This is a genomic window from Mycobacterium heidelbergense (assembly GCF_010730745.1).
GTDB classification, from domain to species: Bacteria; Actinomycetota; Actinomycetes; order Mycobacteriales; family Mycobacteriaceae; genus Mycobacterium; species Mycobacterium heidelbergense.
Map to the genome: position 1 here is coordinate 102,931 of NZ_AP022615.1, position 19,880 is coordinate 122,810.

Here is a 19,880-nt window from a genome sequence, read left to right on the forward strand (position 1 = left end):
TCGGCGCCGACCAGTCAAAACCCGCGGCGGCCCGGCTATTGCGCCACTTTGGCGGAGAAGCCGCCTTTGCGATCCGGATGAGCGGAACTTCCGTGGGGCAGCAGCCGGTCCGCGTAGGCCTCCAGCGCGGCCTGGCGGGTGGTGATGGCGCCGATGTGGCCATCCGGGCGGACGAGCACGGCCGCGCCGTCCCGGAGCCGATAGGCCCGCTGGACGTGCGGGTCGCCGCCGACCCGGTGGGAGCGGACCGCGCCGTGGTCCAGGCTCGGCGCGTCGCCGCCGAAGCGCAGCAGCGTCCAGTGGGGGCCGGCGAACAGCGTGAACAGCCGCGCCGGGTCACCGTTTGCCCGCGGGCCTGGCGCGTCGGGCGCGCGGTCACCGGCGGAAAGCGTGGCGCTGCAACCGTCGTCGAGGGTGAGCGGCCCGTCGCGGTAGCTCAGGTCCAGTTGCCGGGTGTGTTCGCCGCGCTCGAGCGCGTCGTCGCTGCCGCGCACGGCCTTGTCCATCAGCTCGGTGCTGATCCCGAGCACCCGGGCGGCGACGGGAAGCCGCTCGGCCTGGTAGCTGTCCAGCAGCGCCTCGGCATCCGGGGCAGCCTTTGTCAGCGCGGCGGCCAGCTTCCAGCCGAGGTTGTAGGCGTCCTGCACGCCGGTGTTGAGCCCCTGCCCCCCGGTCGGCGGGTGCACGTGCGCCGCGTCGCCGGCCAGGAACGCCCGTCCGGCCCGAAACCGTTGCGCCATGCGCACATTCGACCGCCATACGGTGGACCACGTCAGCTCGCGCAACCGGACGTCGGTGCGCCGCGACACGGCGTCCAGGGTGGCCTGCAGCCCGGGCAGGCTCGGCTCCACGCCGGGCGCCATGGTGCTCAGCACGAAGGTGTCGGCGCCCCCGGCAAGCGGGGTGAAGCCGAAGAAGGAGCCGTCCAGCATCCAGCCGTGCCCGTGGTCGTGGTCCAGGCCCTCGACGCGCACGTCGGCCAGCAGCATGCGCACCCGCTCGTCGGTCGCGCCGAGGAAGGGGATCCCCAGCCGACGGCGCACCGTGCTGCGCCCGCCGTCCGCGCCGACCAGGTAGGCGGCCCGCAGCGTCTCGCCGGTGCGCAGGCGAACCGTCACCGCGGCCGCGTCCTGCTCGACCGCCACCGCCTCGGCGCCCAGCCGCACGTCGACGCCGTGGCCCGACAGCGCGGACCGCAGGATCTCCTCGGTGCGCCACTGCGGCACGAACCAGGCGTTCGGGTAGGGCGTGTCCGGGCGGGGCGGCTCCGGCTCGGCCATCCGGCCTTCCCACACCACCGACCCGCCGTCGTAGATGCGCATCGGCGGCTCGGCGATGCCGGCGGCGAACACCTCGTCGAGGACGCCGAGGTCTTCGAAGACCTCCAGCGTGCGCGGCTGCAGGCCGTCACCGCGGGAGCCGGGCGGGAACCGCTCCGCCCGGTCGACGACGCGGACGTCGATTCCGCGGCGGGCCAGGTCGAGAGCCAGGGTGAGCCCGGTAGGCCCGGCCCCGACGACGAGCACCTGTGTGTCCATTGACGCCCCTTCGATCGAATCTTAATTCAGTGAATCTTGATTCAGTCTGCGCGGGTGCTAACTTTCCTGTCAAGGAGGTGGGCGTGAAACGCGTGGAACGGGCCGCCGGCACCGAGGCCGCGCTCAAGGAGGCCGCCCGGCGGGTGTTCGCGCAGAAGGGCTACCTGAACACCAAGATCACCGACATCACCGCCGAGGCGGGCCGGGCCGCCGGATCGTTCTACAACCACTTCGGCGGCAAGGAAGACCTGCTCAGGGGGCTGCTGGCGGACCTGCTCGCCGAGAGCGACCGGGATGTCGCCGCCGCGGACTCCCGGCACAGCGGGGACTTCACCGACCGCGCCGCCGTGCGCTGGCATGTCGCGGCATACTGGCGCTTCCACACCCGCCACGCCGTGGTGCTGACCGCGCTCCGCCAGGCGGCGCTGGTGAACGCCGAGTTCGGCGCCCAGGTGCAGGCCATCATGGACCGCGACATCGGCCACATTCGCGACCACCTCGACCCCATCACCGCCGCCGGCCGCACGCTGCCGGCCCGCCCGGACGTAGTCCTGGCGATGTTCGCCGGGTTGCTGGACGGATTCGGGTCACACTGGCGGGTTTCGGGCGGCCGGTTCGGCGACGGCCACGTCGACGACGACGAGGCGATCGACGCGCTGACCGATTTCGTCTACCGCGCGCTCAACGGGCGGCCCGCGTAGCCTCGGCGGCCCCATTCCCGGCGGAGGCAGCGGAGGCAGCGGACGCATCGGCGGGCAGCTCGAAAGGCGGGTACGCGGACCCGACCGCGGCCGTCGCCGCGTTCCGCTGGGCCTCCATGCGCGCCAGCGCCGCCTCGGTGAACACCGACAACCCGAGGTCGGGGTTGTAGCCGTGGATCTCCTTGACGTCGAGCTGGGCGAGGAAATAGACGATCTCCTTGGACACCACCTGGCCCGGGACCAGCACCGGGAAGCCGGGCGGGTAGGGCACCACGAAGGTGGTGGACACCAGGGTCTTGCCCTCGGCCAGCCGCCGCCCGGCGTTGCCGATCAGCACGTGCTCGCGGTCGGACTCCTCGTATCCGGCGTAGAAGGCCGACCGCATGTCGCCGAACCTGCCGGCGTCGACGGGCCGGAAGGCGATGTCGAATTCGCTGAAGTCGGGCAGGTGCGGCAGGTCCTCGGTGATCTCCTCGACGCGGCGCTGCTGCAGCGCGCGGTCGTCCTTGCCGCCGACGCTCTGGCTGCGCTCGAAGTCGGTCGCGATCCGCCGCAGCACGTCGAGCAGGTAGTGCACGCTCGACCAGGTGACCCCGATGGTGAAGATCAGCAGCACGCTGTTGATCGAGGTCTTGTTGATCTGGATGCCGAACCGCTCCATCAGGATCTTCTCGCGGAAGTCGTAGCCGTTCATCCCGGTCTTGCCGACGAACAGGGTGACCCGCGTCGCGTCCAGCACGAACTGGTCGGACCGCCACGCCTCGTTCCACTCGGCCAGGGCGCCCTGCCTGACCTGCCGGTACGAGCTGACCGACGACGCCCGGAACTCGTCGGGCACCAGGTCGGACTCGTCGAGGATGCGGAACCACTTGCTGATCAGCCGGTCCTTGCGCACCCGGTGCCGGAAGACCAGCGCCATGTTGTAGACGTTGCGGACCAGCTCGAAGCCCTCGATGTCGACCTGCCGGCGCGCCAGGTCCAGCGACGCGAGCAGCTGCTGGTTGGGCGACGTCGAGGTGTGGGTCAAAAACGCCTCGGCGAACGCGTCGCGGGTGAGCGCCTTGAAATCCTGGTCGCGGATGTGGATCATCGACGCCTGCCGCAGCGCCGACAGCGACTTGTGCGTGGAGTGCGTCGCGTACACCCGCACCCGCGCGCGGGCGGGGTCGGGAAGCAGCCGGCGGTCGAGCCACCCGGACCGGTCGACCCCCTCGATCTCCGTGGCCCAATCCCGGTATTCCGCGGCGTATTCCGGGGACGCCAGCATCTGCTCGAGGCGCTCGGCGGACACCATCGCGGTCCGCTGCCGGGCCCAGGGCACCGCGGTCGCGAACGCGTACCAGGCCTCGTCCCACAGGAAGCAGATGTCCGGCTTGATGGCCAGCACCTCCTCCATCACGCGGCGCGGGTTGTAGACGACGCCGTCGAAGGTGCAGTTGGTGAGCAGCAGCATCCGCACCCGGTGCAGCTGCCCGGCGGCCTCCAGGTCCAGCAGCGCCTTCTTGATGGTGTGCAGCGACACGGCCCCGTAGATCGCGTACTGCGGCAGCGGGTAGGCGTCCAGGTACAGCGGGTAGGCCCCGGCGAGCACCAGGCCGTAGTGATGCGACTTGTGGCAGTTGCGGTCGATGAGCACGATGTCGCCCGGGCGGGTCAGGGCCTGCACGACGATCTTGTTGGCGGTCGAGGTCCCGTTGGTGACGAAATAGGTGTGGTTGGCGTTCCAGGTCACGGCCGCCTTGTTCATCGCGGCCCTGATGTTGCCGTGCGGGTCCAGCAGCGAGTCGAGCCCGCCGGAGGTGGTCGACGTCTCGGCCATGAAGATGTTGCGGCCGTAGAACTCGCCCATGTCCTGCAACGACTTCGAGTTGAAGATGCTGGCGCCCCGCGCGACGGGAAGCGCGTGGAATTGGCCGACGGGAGCCGACGCGTAGGCCCGCAGGGCGTCGAAAAACGGTGTGGCGTAACGGTTCCGCAGGCCCGCGAGCACGGTGCTGTTCAGGTCGGTGACGTCGTTGAGCCGGTAGAACGTGCGGTCGTAGACGTCGGGCTCGTCCTCGGTCTCCGCGGCGATCGACTCGTCGGTGAGCAGATAGAGGTCGATGTGCGGCCGCAGCTCCCTGATCCATTCGGCGCACTCGACCCAGTCCTGGGTGCCGTCAGCCACCACGTCGTCGCAGTCGCCGCACCCCAGCAGGGTGTTCATCAACGGCACCCGGTCGCGGGACCGCAGCGGCAGGTCGTGGCGGACGATCGCCGCCTGGATCTCGCCGTTCAGCGCGACCGCGGTGATGGCGTCCTCGATGCTGGGCACCACCAGCAGCTCGTACTGCACCTCGTCGGCCGGGTTGCGCAGCGCCCGCAGGCATTCGGCCAGGCTGTCGGGGGCCGTCGCCGCGGCGTCGTCGGCGAGCAGCACCGTGTAGAACTGCTGCTTCTTGGCCTGCGCGACCAGCTCCTGCTCGGCCAGCGACGCCGAGGTGTCGAACAGCGCCGTCCGGTCGCCGTATTCGCTCAGCAGCCGCACGGCCAGCGACACCTCCTCGGCGAGCCGGACCGTCGACAGGCTTTCCAGGTGGGCGCGGAAGGTCGCCAGGTTCGCCGCGCCCGGGTACAGCCAGTACCGTTCGTAGGCGCCGATGCGGTCCATCAGCCGCGTGACCTTGGCGATGTCGTGGGTCTTGTCCAGGCCGGCGAGGTCGACCTCGGCGAGGCGGCGGCACGCGTCGTCGAGCAGGTTCCAGGTGTCCAGGCGCGTGTACGACGGGTTGGCGACCGCCGCGAGCGCGGACACGCGAAGCCGCCGCGGGCGGACACTGTCTCGGTTCATGTCGTCACCTGTCCTTGCGGGTAGCCGCTATTGTGCCCCTGCTCGCGGACCGCTTGCGCAGCCGCCCGGATCTGCGGCGTCACCAGCATGACCTGGCCCAGCACCCCGTTGACGAAGGCCGGCGACTCGTCGGTGGACAGCTCCTTGGCCAGCTGCACGGCCTCGTCGACGGCGACCGGCTCCGGCACGTCGTCACCGTAGAGCAGCTCCCACACCGCGACCCGCAGGATCGCCCGGTCCACCGCGGGCAGCCGGTCCAGCGTCCAGCCCTGCAGGTGCGAGCTGAGCAGGTCATCGATATGAGCGCTGTGCGCGGCCACTCCGAGGGCCGCCGCGGCGGTGTAGGGATTGAGCGGCGCCACATCGGGATTCGCGCCGGCCAACGCGGTACGGCCGTCGACGACCTCCGCCGGGCTCAGCCCGCGGGCCTCGGCCTCGAACAACAGGTCGACGGCACGCTTGCGGGCCTGATGGCGCCCCTTAACGGGCCTGCTCACGCGTTGACGCGTCCCAGGTAGCTGCCGTCACGGGAGTCCACCTTCAGCTTGTCGCCGGTGTTGATGAACAACGGCACCTGGAGCTCGGCACCGGTCTCCACGGTCGCCGGCTTGGTGCCCGCGCTGGACCGGTCGCCCTGCAGGCCAGGCTCGGTGTGGGTGACCACGAGTTCGACGGTCACCGGCAGCTCGAGGTACAGCGGCGCACCGTTGTGGAACGCCACCTGCACGGGCAGCCCCTCCAGCAGGAAGCGGGCGGCGTCGCCGACCAGCGACTCCGGCAGCGGGTGCTGCTCGTAGTCCGCGCTGTCCATGAACACGAAGTCGGAGCCGTCGCGGTACAGGTAGGTGGCATCGCGGCGGTCGACGGTGGCGGTGTCCACCTTCACCCCGGCGTTGTACGTCTTGTCGACGACCTTGCCCGAGAGCACGTTCTTGAGCTTGGTGCGCACGAACGCCGGGCCCTTGCCCGGTTTGACGTGCTGAAACTCGACGATCTGCCACAGCTGGCCGTCGATCGCCAGCACCAGTCCGTTCTTGAAGTCGGCAGTCGTTGCCACGGTCGGTATGTCTCCTACAGGATGGCCAGTTCCTTGGGGAACCGGGTCAGCAGTTCTGGGTTTTCACCGGCCACTACCAAGGTGTCCTCGATGCGGACACCACCGCGGCCGGGTAAATAGACGCCGGGCTCCACGGTCACGACGGAGCCCGCAAGCAGTGTACCGGCGGAGGTGGCCCCGATCCCCGGCGCTTCGTGGATCTCCAGGCCCACGCCGTGCCCCAGGCCGTGGCCGAACTGCTCGCCGTAGCCGGCGTCGGCGATCAGCCGGCGGGCCGCCGCGTCCACGTCGCGCAGGCCGGCGCCGGGCTTCAGCGCCTCCCGGCCGGCCCGCTGCGCCTCGGCGACCAGCTGATAGATCTCGAGCTGCCAGGCCGCGGCTTTACCAGCCTTGCCGAGGACGAACGTGCGCGTCATGTCGGAGTGGTAGCCGGCGACCAGCGCGCCGAAGTCGATCTTGACGAAATCGCCGTCCTCCAGCACCGCGTCGGTCGGGCGGTGGTGCGGGATCGCCGAGTTCGGCCCGGCGGCCACGATCGTCTCGAACGAGACCGCGTCCGCGCCGTGGTCGAGCATCAGGGAATCCAGCTCGCGGCTCACCTCCCGTTCCGACCGGCCCGCCCGCAGGCCGCCGCGGGCCATCAGATCGGTCAGCGCGGCGTCGGCCGCCTCGCAGGCCAGCCGCAGCAGCGCCACCTCGCCGGCGTCCTTGACCTCGCGCAGCGCCTCCACGGTTCCGGCGGCCCGCACCAGCTCGGTCGCCCCCCCGCGCTCCTCCACCGCGCAGGTCAGCGCGTCGAAGCCGTCGACGGTGACGGCGTTGCTTTCGAAACCCAGCTTCCCCACGTCCGCGTCGGCGGCCCACCCCGCCAGGTAGCGCCCGACGGCCCGCTCGATGGCGACCTCGAGGTCGGGTGCCTGCTCCGCGGCCTGGGTGCGGTAGCGGCCGTCGGTGGCCAGCACGGGGGCGCGGTCGTCGGCGAACACCAGCAACGCGCCGTTCGATCCGGTGAATCCCGACAGGTATCGCACGTTGACCAGGTCCGTGACCAGCATCGCGTCCAGCCCGCTGCCCCCGATGTGCGCTTTCAGATTGTATCGACGCTGGGAATATGTCACGGCTCTTGACGGTACTCGCTACGCTTTCCCTCCATGAGGAACTGGATGCTGCGCGGACTGGCGTTTGCCGCGGCCATGGTCGTCGTCCGTTTGTTTCAAGGGGCACTGATCAACGCCTGGCAGACGCAGGCCGGGCTGATCAGTGTGCTGCTGCTGCTTCTGTTCGTGATCGGCGTCGCCGTGTGGGGGGTGATCGACGGCCGAGCCGACGCCGTGGCACACCCGGATCCGGATCGCCGCGAGGATCTGGCGATGACCTGGCTGCTGGCCGGCCTGGTCGCGGGGTTCCTCAGCGGCGCCGTCTCCTGGCTCATCGCGCTGGTGTACACGGCCCTGTACACCGGGGGCCTGATCAATGAGGTGACGACGTTCGCGGCGTTCACCGCGCTCATCGTCTTCCTGCCGGGGATCATCGGGGTGACCGCCGGCCGCTGGCAGGTGGACCGCAATCCGCCGCCCCGCCGCGAGGCCGCGGCGGACGAGGAGCGGGCCGACACCGACGTCTTCTCCGCGGTCCGCGCCGACGACGCGCCCACCGGCGAGATCCCCGCGCAGGCGGCGGCCGGGGCCCAGGCCGAGGAACACACCGCGGCGATCGCGACCGCCGAGCGCGACGCGCCCACCGAGGCGATCGCGACGGCCCAGCCCGACGCGCCCACCGAGGCGATCCCCACCGCCGCCGACGACGACGCGAAGACCGATCAGCCCTAGGATTAGCCCGTCGTCGGCTCGGCCAGGTAGCGCAGGGCGAGCAGGTAGCCCTGGATTCCCAGCCCGACGATCACGCCGGTCGCGACGGGGCTGATGTAGGAGTGGCGCCGAAACTCCTCGCGCGCATGCACATTGGAGATGTGCACCTCGATCAGCGGCGCGCTCAGCTCGGCGCACGCGTCGCGCAGCGCGACCGAGGTGTGGGTGAGGCCCCCGGCGTTGAGGATCACCGGTTCGCCGGCGTCGGCGGCCGAATGGATCCAGTCCAGCAGTTGGGCTTCGTCATCGGTCTGCCGCACAACGGCTTTCAGGCCGAGGGCGGCGGCCTCGCGCTCGATCAGCGCGGCCAGCTGGTCGTGTGTCGTGTCCCCGTACACGTCGGGCTCGCGCCGGCCCAGCCGGCCCAGGTTCGGGCCGTTGATCACGTGCACGGTCATCGGGCCTCCAGCCCCGCTAGCCCGTCATAGGCGGCCGCCAGCAGCGACGGGTCCGGGCCCGTCAACCGGCCCGGCTTGGCCAGCCCGTCGAGGACGACGAACCGCAGCACTCCGGCGCGGGTCTTCTTGTCCCCGGCCATGTATTCCAGCAGCTGCGGCAGCGCGTCGGCGTCGTAGCCGACCGGCAGGCCGAGCGAGGTCAGGATGCTGCGGTGCCGTTCGGCGGTGGCGTCGTCGAGCCGGCCGGCGAGCCGGGCCAGCTCCGCGGCGAACACCAGGCCCACCGACACCGCGGCGCCGTGGCGCCACCGGTAGCGCTCCCGGCGCTCGATCGCGTGCGCCAAAGTGTGTCCGTAGTTGAGGATTTCGCGCAGCTCGGACTCCTTCTCGTCGGCGGCGACGACCTCCGCCTTGACCGCGACGGCGCGCCGGATCAGCTCCGGCAGCACGTCGCCCGCCGGGTCCAGCGCGGCCCGCGGGTCGGACTCGATGAGGTCCAGGATCACCGGGTCGGCGATGAACCCCGCCTTGACCACCTCGGCCATCCCGGCGACGAGTTCGTTGCGCGGCAACGTTTTCAGCGCCGCCAGGTCGACCAGGACCGCGAGCGGCTGATGGAACGCGCCGACCAGGTTCTTGCCCGCCTCGGTGTTGATGCCGGTCTTGCCGCCGACGGCCGCGTCGACCATGCCGAGCAGCGTGGTGGGCACGTGCACGATGTCGACGCCGCGCAGCCAGGTGGCCGCCGCGAAGCCGGCGACGTCGGTGGCCGCGCCGCCGCCGAGGCTGACCAAGGCGTCCTTGCGGCCGATCCCGATGCGGCCCAACACTTCCCAGATGAATCCCACGACGGGCAGGTCCTTGCCGGCCTCGGCGTCCGGGATCTCGATGCGGTGTGTGTCAATCCCCTTGTCGGCCAAGCGGTTTCGGATATCCTCGGCGGCTTCCGCCAGCACCGGCTGGTGCAGGATCGCGACGCGGTGCCGGCCGGCGAGCAGGCCTTCCAGCTCGCCCGTCAGCCCGGTGCCGATCACCACCGGGTACGGCGGCTCGACGGCCACCCGCACGGTGACCGGTGCGCTGGTGCCGGTCATGTGGCCGCCTGGCTCGGGCTGGGTGCCGGCAGCCGCTCCGCCTCCAAGCGAGCCTCCAAGCGAGAAAGAATGTAGCGGACCACCGCCCCGGGATTGCGCCGGTTGGTGTCGACCCGGATGGTCGCGACACGCCGGTAGAGCGGGGTCCGTTCCGCCGCCAGGGCTTTGAATTTCGCCGCGCGGTCTCCCCCGGCCAGCAGCGGTCGCACGGTGCTGCCGCCGGTGCGCCGGACGCCTTCGGCGGCGCCGATCTCCAGGTAGACGACGGTGTGGCCGGCGAGCGCCTCGCGCACCCCCGGGCTGGTGACGGCTCCGCCGCCGAGCGACACCACGCCGTCGTGCTCGGCCAGCGCGGCGCGCACCACGTCCTCCTCGATGCGGCGGAACTCCGCCTCCCCGTCGGTGGCGAAGATGTCGGCGATGGTGCGGCCGGTCCGCTGCTCGATCGCCACGTCGGTGTCGAGCAGGCCGACCCCGAGCGCCCTGGCCAGCCGCCGCCCGATGGTGGACTTGCCGGAGCCCGGCAGCCCGACGAGTACCGCCCTGGGCGCCATCACGCGGTACCCCGCGCGGCCGGGGATTCCCGGTCGGCGACCGCGCGCCGGTACGCCTCGGCGTTGCGGCGGGTCTCGGCCAGCGAGTCGCCGCCGAACTTCTGCAGCGCCGCGCGGGCCAGCACCAGCGCCACCATGGTCTCGACCACGACCCCGGCGGCCGGCACCGCGCACACGTCGGAGCGCTGGTGGATGGCGACGGCCTCGTCGCCGGTGGCCATGTCGACGGTGGCCAGCGCCCGCGGCACGGTCGAGATGGGCTTCATCGCGGCCCGCACCCGCAGCGGCTGGCCGTTCGTCATGCCGCCCTCCAGCCCACCGGCGCGGTTGGTCGAGCGGACGACGCCGTCGGGCCCGGGGTACATCTCGTCGTGGGCGCGGCTGCCGCGGCGGCGTGCGGTCTCGAAGCCGTCGCCGATCTCGACGCCCTTGATCGCCTGGATTCCCATGACGGCGGCGGCCAGCTGGCCGTCGAGCCGGTTGTCGCCGCTGGTGAACGATCCCAGCCCGACGGGCAGGCCCAGCGCCACGACCTCGACCACGCCGCCGAGGGTGTCGCCGTCCTTCTTGGCCGCCTCGATCTCGGCGATCATTGACTTCTCGGCGGCCTTGTCGAATGCGCGGACCGGGCTGGCGTCGATGGCGGGCAGGTCCTCGGCCCGCGGCGGCGGGCCGTCGTAGGGCACCGACGGGCCGATCGCGATGACGTGGGAGAGCACCTCGACGCCCAGCGCCTGACGCAGAAACAACCGCGCGACGGTCCCCGCCGCCACCCGGGCCGCGGTCTCGCGGGCGCTGGCCCGCTCCAGCACCGGGCGGGCGTCGTCGAAGCCGTACTTGAGCATGCCCGCGTAGTCGGCGTGGCCTGGCCGGGGCCGGGTGAGCGGGGCGTTGCGGGCCGAATTTTCCAGGTCGGCGGGGTCGACCGGGTCGGCGGCCATCACGGTTTCCCACTTGGGCCATTCGGTGTTGCCGATCTCGATGGCGATGGGCCCGCCCAGCGTGACGCCATGGCGTATCCCGGACAGCACGGTCACCGCGTCGCGCTCGAACGCCATCCGCGCGCCGCGACCGTAGCCCAGCCGGCGGCGGGCCAGCTGGTCGGCGATGTCGGTCGACGTGACCTCCACGCCGGCGACCATGCCGTCGACCACGGCCACCAACGCGCGGCCGTGCGACTCCCCGGCGGTGATCCAGCTCAACACCCGACCATCTTCCCACGCCGCGGCCGATGCCCCGTTCACGCCGTTGACTCTGCGCCCACCAGGCAAAAGTACGAGTAGAGACCCTGGTGGACGCAGAATCAACGCAGGAGTGGGAGCAAGACCAGCCCGGTGGCCAGGCACATCGACGGGCCGTGCGGCACGCAGCGCACGCCTCGCCACCCGGCGACCACACCGCAGAGCGCGGTCAACAGCGGCGCGCCCAGCGCCGCCAGGAACCACACCCCGGCGCCGAAGCAGCCGGCGAGCCCGCCCAGGCCGATCGCCAGCTTGACGTCGCCGGCGCCCATGCCCGCCGGGGCCGCCAGGTGCACCAGCAGGTACGTCCCGGCCAGCGCCGCCGCCCCCGCCAGCGCGGGCAACCCACGGCCGGCCAAGCCGGCGGCCAGCAGGATCGCGCCGGCCCCGGGCAGCGTCAACCAGTTGGGCAGCCGGCGTTGCCGGATGTCGTAGCCGCTCAGCGCCCCCATCCACAGCAGCACCGCCCCCGCCAGCATGCCCGGCAGGCTAACGCAGCGCGGCCGCCATCGCCGCTCGCGGCGCGGGCAGCCCGGTGAACTGCTCCACCTGGGAAAACGCCTGATGCAGCAGCATCTGCAGGCCGCCGATCACCCGGCCGCCGGCGGCGGCCACCGCGTCGGCCAGCGGCGTGGGCCACGGATCGTAGACGGCGTCCAGCAGCACCGGCACCCCCGCGAGCGCCTCGGCATACCGCGCCGCCACGTCAGCCGGCAGCGTGTTGACCAGCGCCTGAGCGGCCGCCACCTCTGCGGCCAACGAATCGCTGTCCGGTTCGCAGAACCGGACGGTCACCCCGACCCGGCCGCCCAGGTCCACCAGCCGGGCCGCCTTCTGCGCGTCCCGCGCCACGACGGTGATGCCGGTGACGCCGAGCCCGGCCAGGCCCACGACGGCCGCCGGCGCGGTGCCGCCCGATCCACAGACCAGCGCCCGTCCCGAGACCGGGCCCAGCGCGCCAGCCACCCCGTCGACGTCGGTGTTGTCGGCCCGCCAGCCGGCCGGCGTGCGCACCAGGGTGTTGGCCGACCCGACCAGGGCCGCGCGCTCGGTGCGCTCGTCGGCGAAGTCCAGGGCGGCGAACTTGCCCGGCGCGGTCACCGACACGCCGACCCACTCCGGCCCCAGGCCCGAAACCACCGCCGGCAGCTCCTCGGCGCCGCACTCGATGCGCTCGTAGGTCCAGTCGTGCAGGCCCAGCGCCCGATACGCGGCTAGGTGCAGGTCCGGGGACTTCGAATGGGCGATGGGGCGCCCGAGCACCCCGGCCTTTCTAGCGCGCTGAATCGAGGACACCGTTGCGCTTAGCCAGCTCGATATTGGCCAAATGCTGTTGATAATCCTTGGTGAACAGCGTCGTGCCCTGGGCGTCGATGGTGACGAAGTACAGCCAGTCACCCGGCTGGGGATGCTCGGCCGCGCGCAGCGCGTCGACGCCGGGCGAACAGATCGCCGTGGCGGGCAGGCCCTGGGACACGTAGGTGTTCCAGGGGGTCCGCTGGGCGCGGTCGCCGTCGGTGGTGGCCACCTCGCGGCGGTCCAGCGGATAGTTCACCGTCGAATCGAATTCCAGCGTGTGGTGGGCGTGCAGGCGGTTGTAGATGACCTGCGCCACCTTGGGAAAGTCCTGCGAGTCGGCCTCCTGCTGCACCAGCGACCCCACCACCAGGATGTCGTACGGCGACAGCCCCATTGCCTGGGCGGAGTCCAGCAGGCCGGACTTCATGTACTCCACGGCGCCGGCGCTGATCAGGCCCGTCAGGATGCTTTCGGCCGACGCCGCGGGGTCGACGTTGAAGGTCCCCGGCGCGATCAGGCCCTCGATCCTGCGGTGGTCCTTGCCCAGCTCGGTGACCGGCTCGATGGCCCACGGCGGCACCGCCAGCACCGCGGGCGCGCTGTTGCCGGCCGCCGCGCGCAGGGCGTCCACCGACACGCAGCGCCGGTTGCCGTCGAGGTCCACGCAGGTGGCCCGGGAGATCAGGGTGAGTATGCCGGGGTTGACCTTGTTGGTCTTCATGTCGGTGGTGTCGTCGAGCTGCCGGCCCTCCGGGATGACCAGCCGCCCCACCCGGTTGTTCGGGTCGGCCAGCCGCGCGACGGCGTTGGCCGCCGGGATCTCGGTGCGCAGGCGGTAGAAGCCGGGCTGGATCGAGTTGATCGCGCTGTTGCCGTGGGCGGCGTTGACGAACGCCCGCACCGTCTTGACCACCTGCTGGCTCTGCAGCGTCTCGCCGACCATGGTGGTCGAGTCGCCGGCCTGGACCTGGATGACGATGTCGCGCTGGCCGCCGCCGGTGTAGTCGTCGCCGGAGCCGAACACCACGTGCCACAGCTTGGTGCCGGCGAAGACGGCGGCCACCGCGACCACGACGATCAGCGCGAGCCCGACCCGGACGGCGAGGCGGCGCCGCTTCTTGCTCTGCTCTTCGCGCCGGCGCGCTTCTCGGGCGACGCGGCTGGTCCTGCGCGCGCTGTCAACCACGGGTGGCCCCCCGGCGCTGGTCGAGCCAGCTCTGCAGGATCGCCACCGCCGCCGCCTGGTCGATCACCGCCCGCTGCTCCTTGGCCCGCACCCCCGCCGCCCGCAGGGAACGCTGGGCGCTCACCGTGGTGAGCCGCTCGTCGGCGAGCCGCACCGGCGTGGGGGCGATCCGCGCGGCGAGGGCCTCGGCCACGTCGATGGCGTCTTTGGCCGACGCCCCGGTGCGGTCGGCCAGGGTGCGCGGCAGCCCGACGACGACCTCGACGGCCTCCAGCTCGGCGGCGAGCTGGGCCAGCCGGCGCAGGTGCCTGCCGGAACGGTCGCGGCGCACCGTTTCCACCGGGGTGGCCAGGATGCCGTCGGGGTCGCTGACGGCCACGCCGATGCGCACGCTACCCACGTCGACGCCGATGCTTCTCCCGCGCCGCGGCCCCTGCCCCGGCTGATCCTGGTCAGGATCGCCGGGCCGGTCGGGTAGCCGGTGCTGTGCGGAAACCACTCAACCGGCCCGCGCTATCACGGCGATCGCGGAGCGGACCGCGTCGAGCGCCGCGTCGATGCCGGCCGGATTCTTCCCCGAGCCCTGCGCCAGGTCGGCCTTGCCGCCGCCCCTGCCGTCGACGGCCACGGCGAAGTGCTTGACCAGGTCGTCGGCGCGGAGGCCGAGGTCCTGGGCGGCCGCGTTGACGGCGACCGCGTACGGCACGGTGTCGCCCCCCGAGACGAGCGCGACCACGCCGGGATCGCCGCCCAGCTTGCCGCGGACGTCGCCGACCAGGGAGCGCAAATCGGCCGCCGTCATCCCGTCCGCCATCCGCTGCGCCACCACACGCACGTTACCGATGCGCTGCGCGCCGGCCGCGGCGTCGGTCGCGGCGGCCCGGGCGCCCGCCAGCCGGGCGCGCTCGAGTTCCTTCTCGGCGGCCCTGAGCCGCTCCACCAGGTTGGCCACCCGGGCGGGCACCTCCTCGGAGGGCACCTTCAGCGACGACGCCAGCCCCGCCATCAGCGCGCGCTCCTTGGCCAGGTGCCGGAACGAGTCCAGCCCGACGTAGGCCTCCACCCGGCGCACCCCGGAGCCGATCGACGATTCGCCCAGGATGGTCACCGGGCCGATCTGCGCCGAGTTGTGCACGTGCGTTCCACCGCACAGCTCCAGCGAGAACGGCCCGCCGATCTCCACCACCCGCACCTCGTCGGGGTAGGCCTCGCCGAAGAGCGCCATCGCCCCCATCGCCTTGGCCTTCTCCAGCCGCTCGGTGAAGGTGTGCACCTCGAAGTCGGCCTGCACGGCCTCGTTGGTGACCTCCTCGATCTGGGTGCGCTGGGTGTCCGATAGCGGCCCCTGCCAGTTGAAGTCGAACCGCAGGTAGCCGGGGCGGTTCAGCGAGCCCGCCTGAACGGCGTTGGGCCCCAGCACTTGTCGCAGCGCGGCGTGCACCATGTGGGTGCCCGAGTGCCCCTGGGTGGCGCCCTTGCGCCAGCCCGGGTCGACCGCCGCGACGACGGTGTCGCCCTCCACGAATTCCCCGGACTCGACGTTAACCCGGTGCACGTACAGGGTTTTGGCGATCTTCTGCACGTCGGTGACGGCCGCGCGGGCGCTCTCGTTGGCGCCGGTTCCGCTGATGGTGCCCTCGTCGGCGATCTGGCCGCCCGACTCGGCGTAGAGCGGGGTGCGGTCCAGCACCAGTTCGACCCGGTCGGCGCCGGCCGCGTCCCCGTGCAAACCGTGCGCGACCACCGGCACCCGCTTGCCGTCGACGAAGATGCCCAAAATCTTTGCCTGGGAGGCCAACTCGTCGAAGCCGGTGAACTCGGTGGGCCCGGCGTCGACCAGCTCGCGGTAGGCGCTCAGGTCGGCGTGCGCGTGCTTGCGCGCGGCGGCGTCGGCCTTGGCGCGGCGGCGCTGCTCGGCCATCAGTTCCCGGAAGCCGATCTCGTCGACGTGCAGGCCGGCCTCCGACGCCATCTCGAGGGTGAGGTCGATCGGGAAGCCGTAGGTGTCGTGCAGGGTGAAGGCGTCCGACCCGGAAATCGCCCCGGCGCCCGCCGCCTTGGTGGCGCCCGCGACCTCCTCGAACAGCCTCGAGCCCGACGCCAGCGTGCGATTGAACGCGGTCTCCTCGGCGACGGCGATGCGCCGGATCCGGTCGAAATCGGTGACGAGTTCGGGGTACGAGGGGCCCATCGCGTCGCGCACGGTGGCCATCAGGTCGCCGACGATCGGATCCTCGATGCCGAGCAGCTTGGCCGAGCGGATCACCCGGCGCAGCAGCCGGCGCAGCACGTACCCGCGTCCCTCGTTGCCGGGGCTGACGCCGTCGCCGATCAGGATCGCCGCGGTGCGGCTGTGGTCGGCGATGATGCGGTAGCGCACGTCGTCCTCGTGGTTTCCGACGTCATAGGGGCGTGGGCCGCGGGCGGCGACAAGGTCGATGACCGGGCGCAGCAGGTCGGTCTCGTAGACGTTGTGCACGCCCTGCAGCACGAACGCCACCCGCTCGACGCCCATGCCGGTGTCGATGTTCTTGCGCGGCAACGGCCCGAGGATCTCGAAGTCGGTCTTGCCGGTGCCCTCGCCGCGTTCGCTCTGCATGAACACCAGGTTCCACAGCTCGACGTAGCGGTCCTCGTTGGCGATCGGGCCGCCGCCGACCCCGAATTCCGGGCCGCGGTCGTAGTAGATCTCCGACGACGGGCCGCACGGACCGGGGATCCCCATCGACCAGTAGTTGTCCTCCATGCCGCGGCGCTGGATGCGCTCCACCGGCAGCCCGGCGATCTCCTGCCACAGCCCGAAGGCCTCGTCGTCATCGAAATAGACTGTGGCCCAAAGCCTTTCGGGGTCCAGACCGTATCCGCCGTCGTCGATGCTGTCGGTCAGCAGGCTCCACGCCAGTTCGATGGCCTCGCGCTTGAAGTAGTCGCCGAACGAGAAGTTGCCGGCCATCTGGAAGAAGGTGTTGTGCCGGGTGGTGATGCCCACCTCGTCGATGTCGGGTGTGCGGATGCACTTCTGGATGCTGGTGGCCGTCGCGTACGGCGGCGTGCGCGCGCCCAGGAAGAACGGCACGAACTGGACCATGCCGGCGTTGACGAAGAGCAGGTTGGGGTCGTCGAGGATCACCGACGCGCTCGGCACCTCGGTGTGGCCCGCCTTCACGAAATGATCGAGGAATCGCTTCCTGATCTCGTGTGTCTGCACTTCTCGTCCGCTTCTTCCTGTTGTTTGGGCGTTGGTTCCCAGCCTAATTCCCCGGGTTATTGGAAGGCTGTCTAACGACGCTCGTCGACCGCACACAGTACCTGCCCGGCGCGGTCCCTCACCGTGTCGCTAACCCTCCAAAAAGCTCAACCGCACCGACCGCCGCGGATTGTCCCGGTTGAGGTCGACCAGCACGATGCTTTGCCAGGTGCCCAGCTGCGGGTCGCCGCTGGCGACCGGCACCGTCACCGACGGCGCGACGATCGCCGGCAGCACGTGGTCGGCGCCGTGGCCCTCGGAGCCGTGCGCGTGCCGATAGCGGTCGTCACGCGGCAACAGCCGCTCCAGCGCGTCGACCAGGTCGTCGTCGGAGCCGGCGCCGGTCTCGATGATCGCGACCCCGGCCGTCGCGTGCGGGACGAACACGTTGCACAAACCGTCGCCGTAGCTGAAGCAGAACCGGCGCACCGCATCGGTGAGATCGACGATGCGGCGACGCGCGGTATCCACCTCCAGCACATCGGTATGCACCCGGTCCAGACTACCGGCGGCCCGACGCCCACAAATGATTGCGAGAGGGTCACCGAGAGGAGGAAGGTATCTGGTGGGACCGGTGGCGCCACCGGGGCGCCGCCCCGACATGGGAGGGGTCGATCGTGTACGCACGCTCCACCACCATCCAGGCGCAACCTCTGTCGGTCGACATTGGCATTGCGCACGTTCGCGACGTCGTCATGCCCGCGTTGCAGGAGATGAACGGGTACGTCGGGCTGTCGCTGTTGGTGGACCGCCAGTCCGGCAGATGCATCGCGACCAGCGCGTGGCAGACCATGGAGGCGATGCGCACCGGCGCCGAGCGGGTGGCGCCCATCCGCGACCGCGCGGCGCTGATGTTCGACGGCAGCGCGAGAGTCGAGGAGTGGGACATCGCTTTGCTGCACCGCGACCACCATTCGCGCGACGGGTCGTGCGTGCGCGCCACCTGGCTCAAGGTGGTGCCGGATCAGCTGAGCCGATCCCTGAACTTCTACCGCGCGTCGGTGCTGCCGGAGATGGAGGGCCTCGACGGGTTCTGCAGCGCCAGCCTGATGGTCGACCACCCCGCGTGCCGCCGGGCCGTGTCCTGCTCGACGTTCGACAGCATGGAGGCGATGGCCCGAAACCGCGACCGGGCGACCGAGTTGCGCAGCAGGCGCGTCCGGGAGCTGGGCGCCGAGGTCGTCGACGTGGCCGAGTTCGAGCTGGCGATCGCCCACCTGCGGGTGCCCGAGCTGGTCTAGAGCGGGCCGGGCCTCGCCGGCTTCTCGCCGGCCGGCTTCTCGCCGAGCGTCACGCCAGCGTGGCAGTGGCCGCCGAATGCCACGCTGGCGTGACGCTCGGTGGCCGCGGCGGGGAAGGACGCTCGGCGGCCGCGAACGGGGACGGCGGCGCGGCGCCGTTCACCGTTTCCCGCGGATGATCGCCCGCAGCCGGCCCAGCCGGCCCGCTATCTCGCGCTCGCCGCCGCGGCCGGTGGGCCGGTAGTAGTCCACGCCCACCAGCTCGTCGGGCGGATACTGTTGGGCGACAACGCCATCCGGGTCGTCGTGCGAGTACCTGTAGCCCTGCGCGTTGCCCAGCGCCGCCGCGCCGGAGTAGTGGCCGTCGCGCAGGTGGGCCGGCACCGTCCCGGCCCGGCCCGCCTTGATGTCTCCCATCGCGGCGGCCAGCGCGGTGGTGACTGCGTTCGACTTCGGCGCGGTGGCCAGGTGGATGGTGGCGTGCGCCAGCGTCAGCTGGGCCTCGGGCATGCCGATCAGCTGCACGGTCTGGGCGGCCGCGACCGCGGTCTGCAGCGCGGTCGGGTCGGCCATGCCGATGTCCTCGCTGGCCAGGATCATCAGCCGGCGCGCGACAAACCGCGGGTCCTCCCCGGCGACCAGCATGCGGGCCAGGTAGTGCAGCGCGGCGTCGACGTCGGAGCCGCGCACCGACTTGATGAAGGCGCTGATGACGTCGTAGTGCTGGTCGCCGTCGCGGTCGTAGCGCACCGCGGCCTCGTCCAGGGACCGCTCGACGGTCTCGACGGTCACCGTCTCGTTGGCCTCGGCCGCCACCTCCAGCGCGGTCAGGGCGCGCCGGGCGTCGCCGGCCGCCAATCGCACCAGCAGGTCGACGGCCTCGGGCTCCACCGCCACCCGGCCGCCCAGGCCGCGGGGGTCGTCGATCGCGCGCCGCACCACGGCGCGGATGTCGTCGGACGTCAGCGGCCGCAGCTGCAGGATCAGCGATCGCGACAGCAGCGGCGCGACCACCGAGAACGACGGGTTCTCGGTGGTCGCCGCCACCAGCGACACCACCCGGTTCTCCACGGCGGAGAGCAGGGCGTCCTGCTGGGTCTTGGAGAACCGGTGCACCTCGTCGATGAACAGCACCGTCTGCTCGCCGGAAAGGACGCCGTAACGGGCTTTTTCTATGACGGCCCGAACGTCCTTGACGCCGGCCGACAGCGCCGACAGCGCCTCGAACCGGCGCCCGGTCGCCTGCGAGACCAGCGCGGCCAGGGTCGTCTTCCCGCTGCCCGGCGGGCCGTACAGGATGACCGACGCCGCGCCCGAGCCCTCGACCAGCCGCCGCAGCGGCGACCCGGGCGCCAGCAGGTGGTCCTGCCCGACCACCTCGTCCAGCGACGCCGGCCGCATCCGGACGGCCAGCGGCGCACCGGCCGACACGCCCAGGCCACGGCCGGTCGTCTGCGGCGCGCCGGGGAGGTCGAACAGACCGTCGGACACGGCTTCAGGCATACCACGTCGCGGCGACGAGGTGCGCCGCCGAAAACAATCCGCGCGCCCCGGCCACTTATTTGCTAAGTTCCGGTTTGCCGACTTTCCGTGCGCGTGTCACAAGTTGAATCCAACAGCTAGGAC

Annotated in this window: 19 protein-coding genes; 3 read left to right on the forward strand and 16 right to left on the reverse strand. The window is 71.5% G+C overall.

Features of this window, described 5'->3' with window-relative positions; genetic code table 11:
• Positions 1-35 precede the first annotated feature (35 nt).
• Positions 36-1,538 carry an FAD-dependent oxidoreductase gene (locus G6N25_RS00470; protein ID WP_083074270.1) on the reverse strand — a complete coding sequence of 501 codons (1,503 nt, stop codon included), beginning with the start codon at positions 1,536-1,538 and terminating at the stop codon, positions 36-38.
• Positions 1,539-1,621: 83 nt separating this feature from the next.
• Here G6N25_RS00470 and G6N25_RS00475 point away from each other — a divergent pair, with 83 nt between their 5' ends.
• A complete protein-coding gene (locus tag G6N25_RS00475) occupies positions 1,622-2,239 on the forward strand; it encodes a TetR/AcrR family transcriptional regulator (protein WP_083074366.1) in 618 nt (205 codons plus the stop codon).
• Here the strand turns inward: G6N25_RS00475 and G6N25_RS00480 are convergent.
• Genes G6N25_RS00480 through G6N25_RS00495 form a run of 4 tightly spaced genes read right to left on the reverse strand, consistent with a single transcriptional unit; the run spans position 2,220 to position 7,244 of the window.
• Positions 2,220-5,069, reverse strand: coding sequence for an aminotransferase class I/II-fold pyridoxal phosphate-dependent enzyme (locus G6N25_RS00480; RefSeq protein WP_083074268.1), 2,850 nt, complete (start codon positions 5,067-5,069; stop codon positions 2,220-2,222). The genes G6N25_RS00475 and G6N25_RS00480 overlap by 20 nt on opposite strands.
• On the reverse strand, positions 5,066-5,566 hold the full coding sequence (gene nusB, locus G6N25_RS00485; protein ID WP_083074265.1) for a transcription antitermination factor NusB: 501 nt from the start codon (positions 5,564-5,566) through the stop codon (positions 5,066-5,068). Before nusB ends, G6N25_RS00480 begins: the two co-directional genes overlap by 4 nt.
• Entirely contained in the window at positions 5,563-6,126 is a 564-nt protein-coding gene (gene efp, locus G6N25_RS00490) for an elongation factor P (RefSeq protein ID WP_083074263.1), read from the reverse strand. The genes nusB and efp overlap by 4 nt, the downstream gene beginning before the upstream one ends.
• 14 nt (positions 6,127-6,140) lie before the next feature.
• A complete protein-coding gene (locus G6N25_RS00495; RefSeq protein WP_083074262.1) occupies positions 6,141-7,244 on the reverse strand; it encodes a M24 family metallopeptidase in 1,104 nt (367 codons plus the stop codon).
• 33 nt (positions 7,245-7,277) lie between these two features.
• Here G6N25_RS00495 and G6N25_RS00500 point away from each other — a divergent pair, with 33 nt between their 5' ends.
• Positions 7,278-7,955 (forward strand): B-4DMT family transporter, encoded by a 678-nt coding sequence (locus tag G6N25_RS00500; RefSeq protein ID WP_083074261.1) that lies wholly within the window; start codon positions 7,278-7,280, stop codon positions 7,953-7,955.
• 2 nt (positions 7,956-7,957) lie between these two features.
• Here G6N25_RS00500 and aroQ read toward each other — a convergent pair whose 3' ends face one another.
• The 10 genes from aroQ to G6N25_RS00550 form a co-directional block, all read right to left on the reverse strand.
• On the reverse strand, positions 7,958-8,392 hold the full coding sequence (gene aroQ, locus G6N25_RS00505; protein ID WP_083074260.1) for a type II 3-dehydroquinate dehydratase: 435 nt from the start codon (positions 8,390-8,392) through the stop codon (positions 7,958-7,960).
• A complete protein-coding gene (gene aroB, locus G6N25_RS00510) occupies positions 8,389-9,486 on the reverse strand; it encodes a 3-dehydroquinate synthase (protein WP_083074259.1) in 1,098 nt (365 codons plus the stop codon). The genes aroQ and aroB overlap by 4 nt, the downstream gene beginning before the upstream one ends.
• Complete coding sequence (locus G6N25_RS00515; protein ID WP_083074365.1) at positions 9,483-10,040, reverse strand: shikimate kinase; 558 nt, start codon at positions 10,038-10,040, stop codon at positions 9,483-9,485. The genes aroB and G6N25_RS00515 overlap by 4 nt, the downstream gene beginning before the upstream one ends.
• Positions 10,040-11,245 carry a chorismate synthase gene (gene aroC / locus G6N25_RS00520; RefSeq protein ID WP_083074258.1) on the reverse strand — a complete coding sequence of 402 codons (1,206 nt, stop codon included), beginning with the start codon at positions 11,243-11,245 and terminating at the stop codon, positions 10,040-10,042. The genes G6N25_RS00515 and aroC overlap by 1 nt, the downstream gene beginning before the upstream one ends.
• A 98-nt stretch (positions 11,246-11,343) precedes the next feature.
• Positions 11,344-11,760 carry a prepilin peptidase gene (locus tag G6N25_RS00525; RefSeq protein ID WP_083074257.1) on the reverse strand — a complete coding sequence of 139 codons (417 nt, stop codon included), beginning with the start codon at positions 11,758-11,760 and terminating at the stop codon, positions 11,344-11,346.
• A gap of 10 nt (positions 11,761-11,770) precedes the next feature.
• Entirely contained in the window at positions 11,771-12,568 is a 798-nt protein-coding gene (locus G6N25_RS00530) for a shikimate dehydrogenase (protein ID WP_142272651.1), read from the reverse strand.
• On the reverse strand, positions 12,555-13,766 hold the full coding sequence (locus G6N25_RS00535) for an endolytic transglycosylase MltG (RefSeq protein WP_083074256.1): 1,212 nt from the start codon (positions 13,764-13,766) through the stop codon (positions 12,555-12,557). Before G6N25_RS00535 ends, G6N25_RS00530 begins: the two co-directional genes overlap by 14 nt.
• Positions 13,759-14,265, reverse strand: a complete 507-nt coding sequence (ruvX, locus tag G6N25_RS00540) for a Holliday junction resolvase RuvX (protein WP_083074254.1) — start codon at positions 14,263-14,265, stop codon at positions 13,759-13,761. Before ruvX ends, G6N25_RS00535 begins: the two co-directional genes overlap by 8 nt.
• Positions 14,266-16,974: an alanine--tRNA ligase gene (alaS, locus tag G6N25_RS00545; protein WP_083074251.1), complete on the reverse strand. Its 2,709-nt coding sequence runs from the start codon at positions 16,972-16,974 to the stop codon at positions 14,266-14,268.
• 129 nt (positions 16,975-17,103) lie between these two features.
• A complete protein-coding gene (locus G6N25_RS00550; protein ID WP_142272650.1) occupies positions 17,104-17,493 on the reverse strand; it encodes a secondary thiamine-phosphate synthase enzyme YjbQ in 390 nt (129 codons plus the stop codon).
• A 137-nt stretch (positions 17,494-17,630) separates the two neighbouring features.
• On the opposite strand from G6N25_RS00550, the gene G6N25_RS00555 reads away from it, so the two are divergent.
• On the forward strand, positions 17,631-18,254 hold the full coding sequence (locus tag G6N25_RS00555) for a hypothetical protein (RefSeq protein WP_083074247.1): 624 nt from the start codon (positions 17,631-17,633) through the stop codon (positions 18,252-18,254).
• Positions 18,255-18,413: 159 nt separating this feature from the next.
• Here G6N25_RS00555 and G6N25_RS00560 read toward each other — a convergent pair whose 3' ends face one another.
• The gene (locus G6N25_RS00560; RefSeq protein WP_083074246.1) at positions 18,414-19,757 is read right to left on the reverse strand and encodes a replication-associated recombination protein A; all 1,344 of its coding nucleotides are present in this window, start codon (positions 19,755-19,757) and stop codon (positions 18,414-18,416) included.
• Between the last annotated feature and the right edge of the window lie 123 nt (positions 19,758-19,880).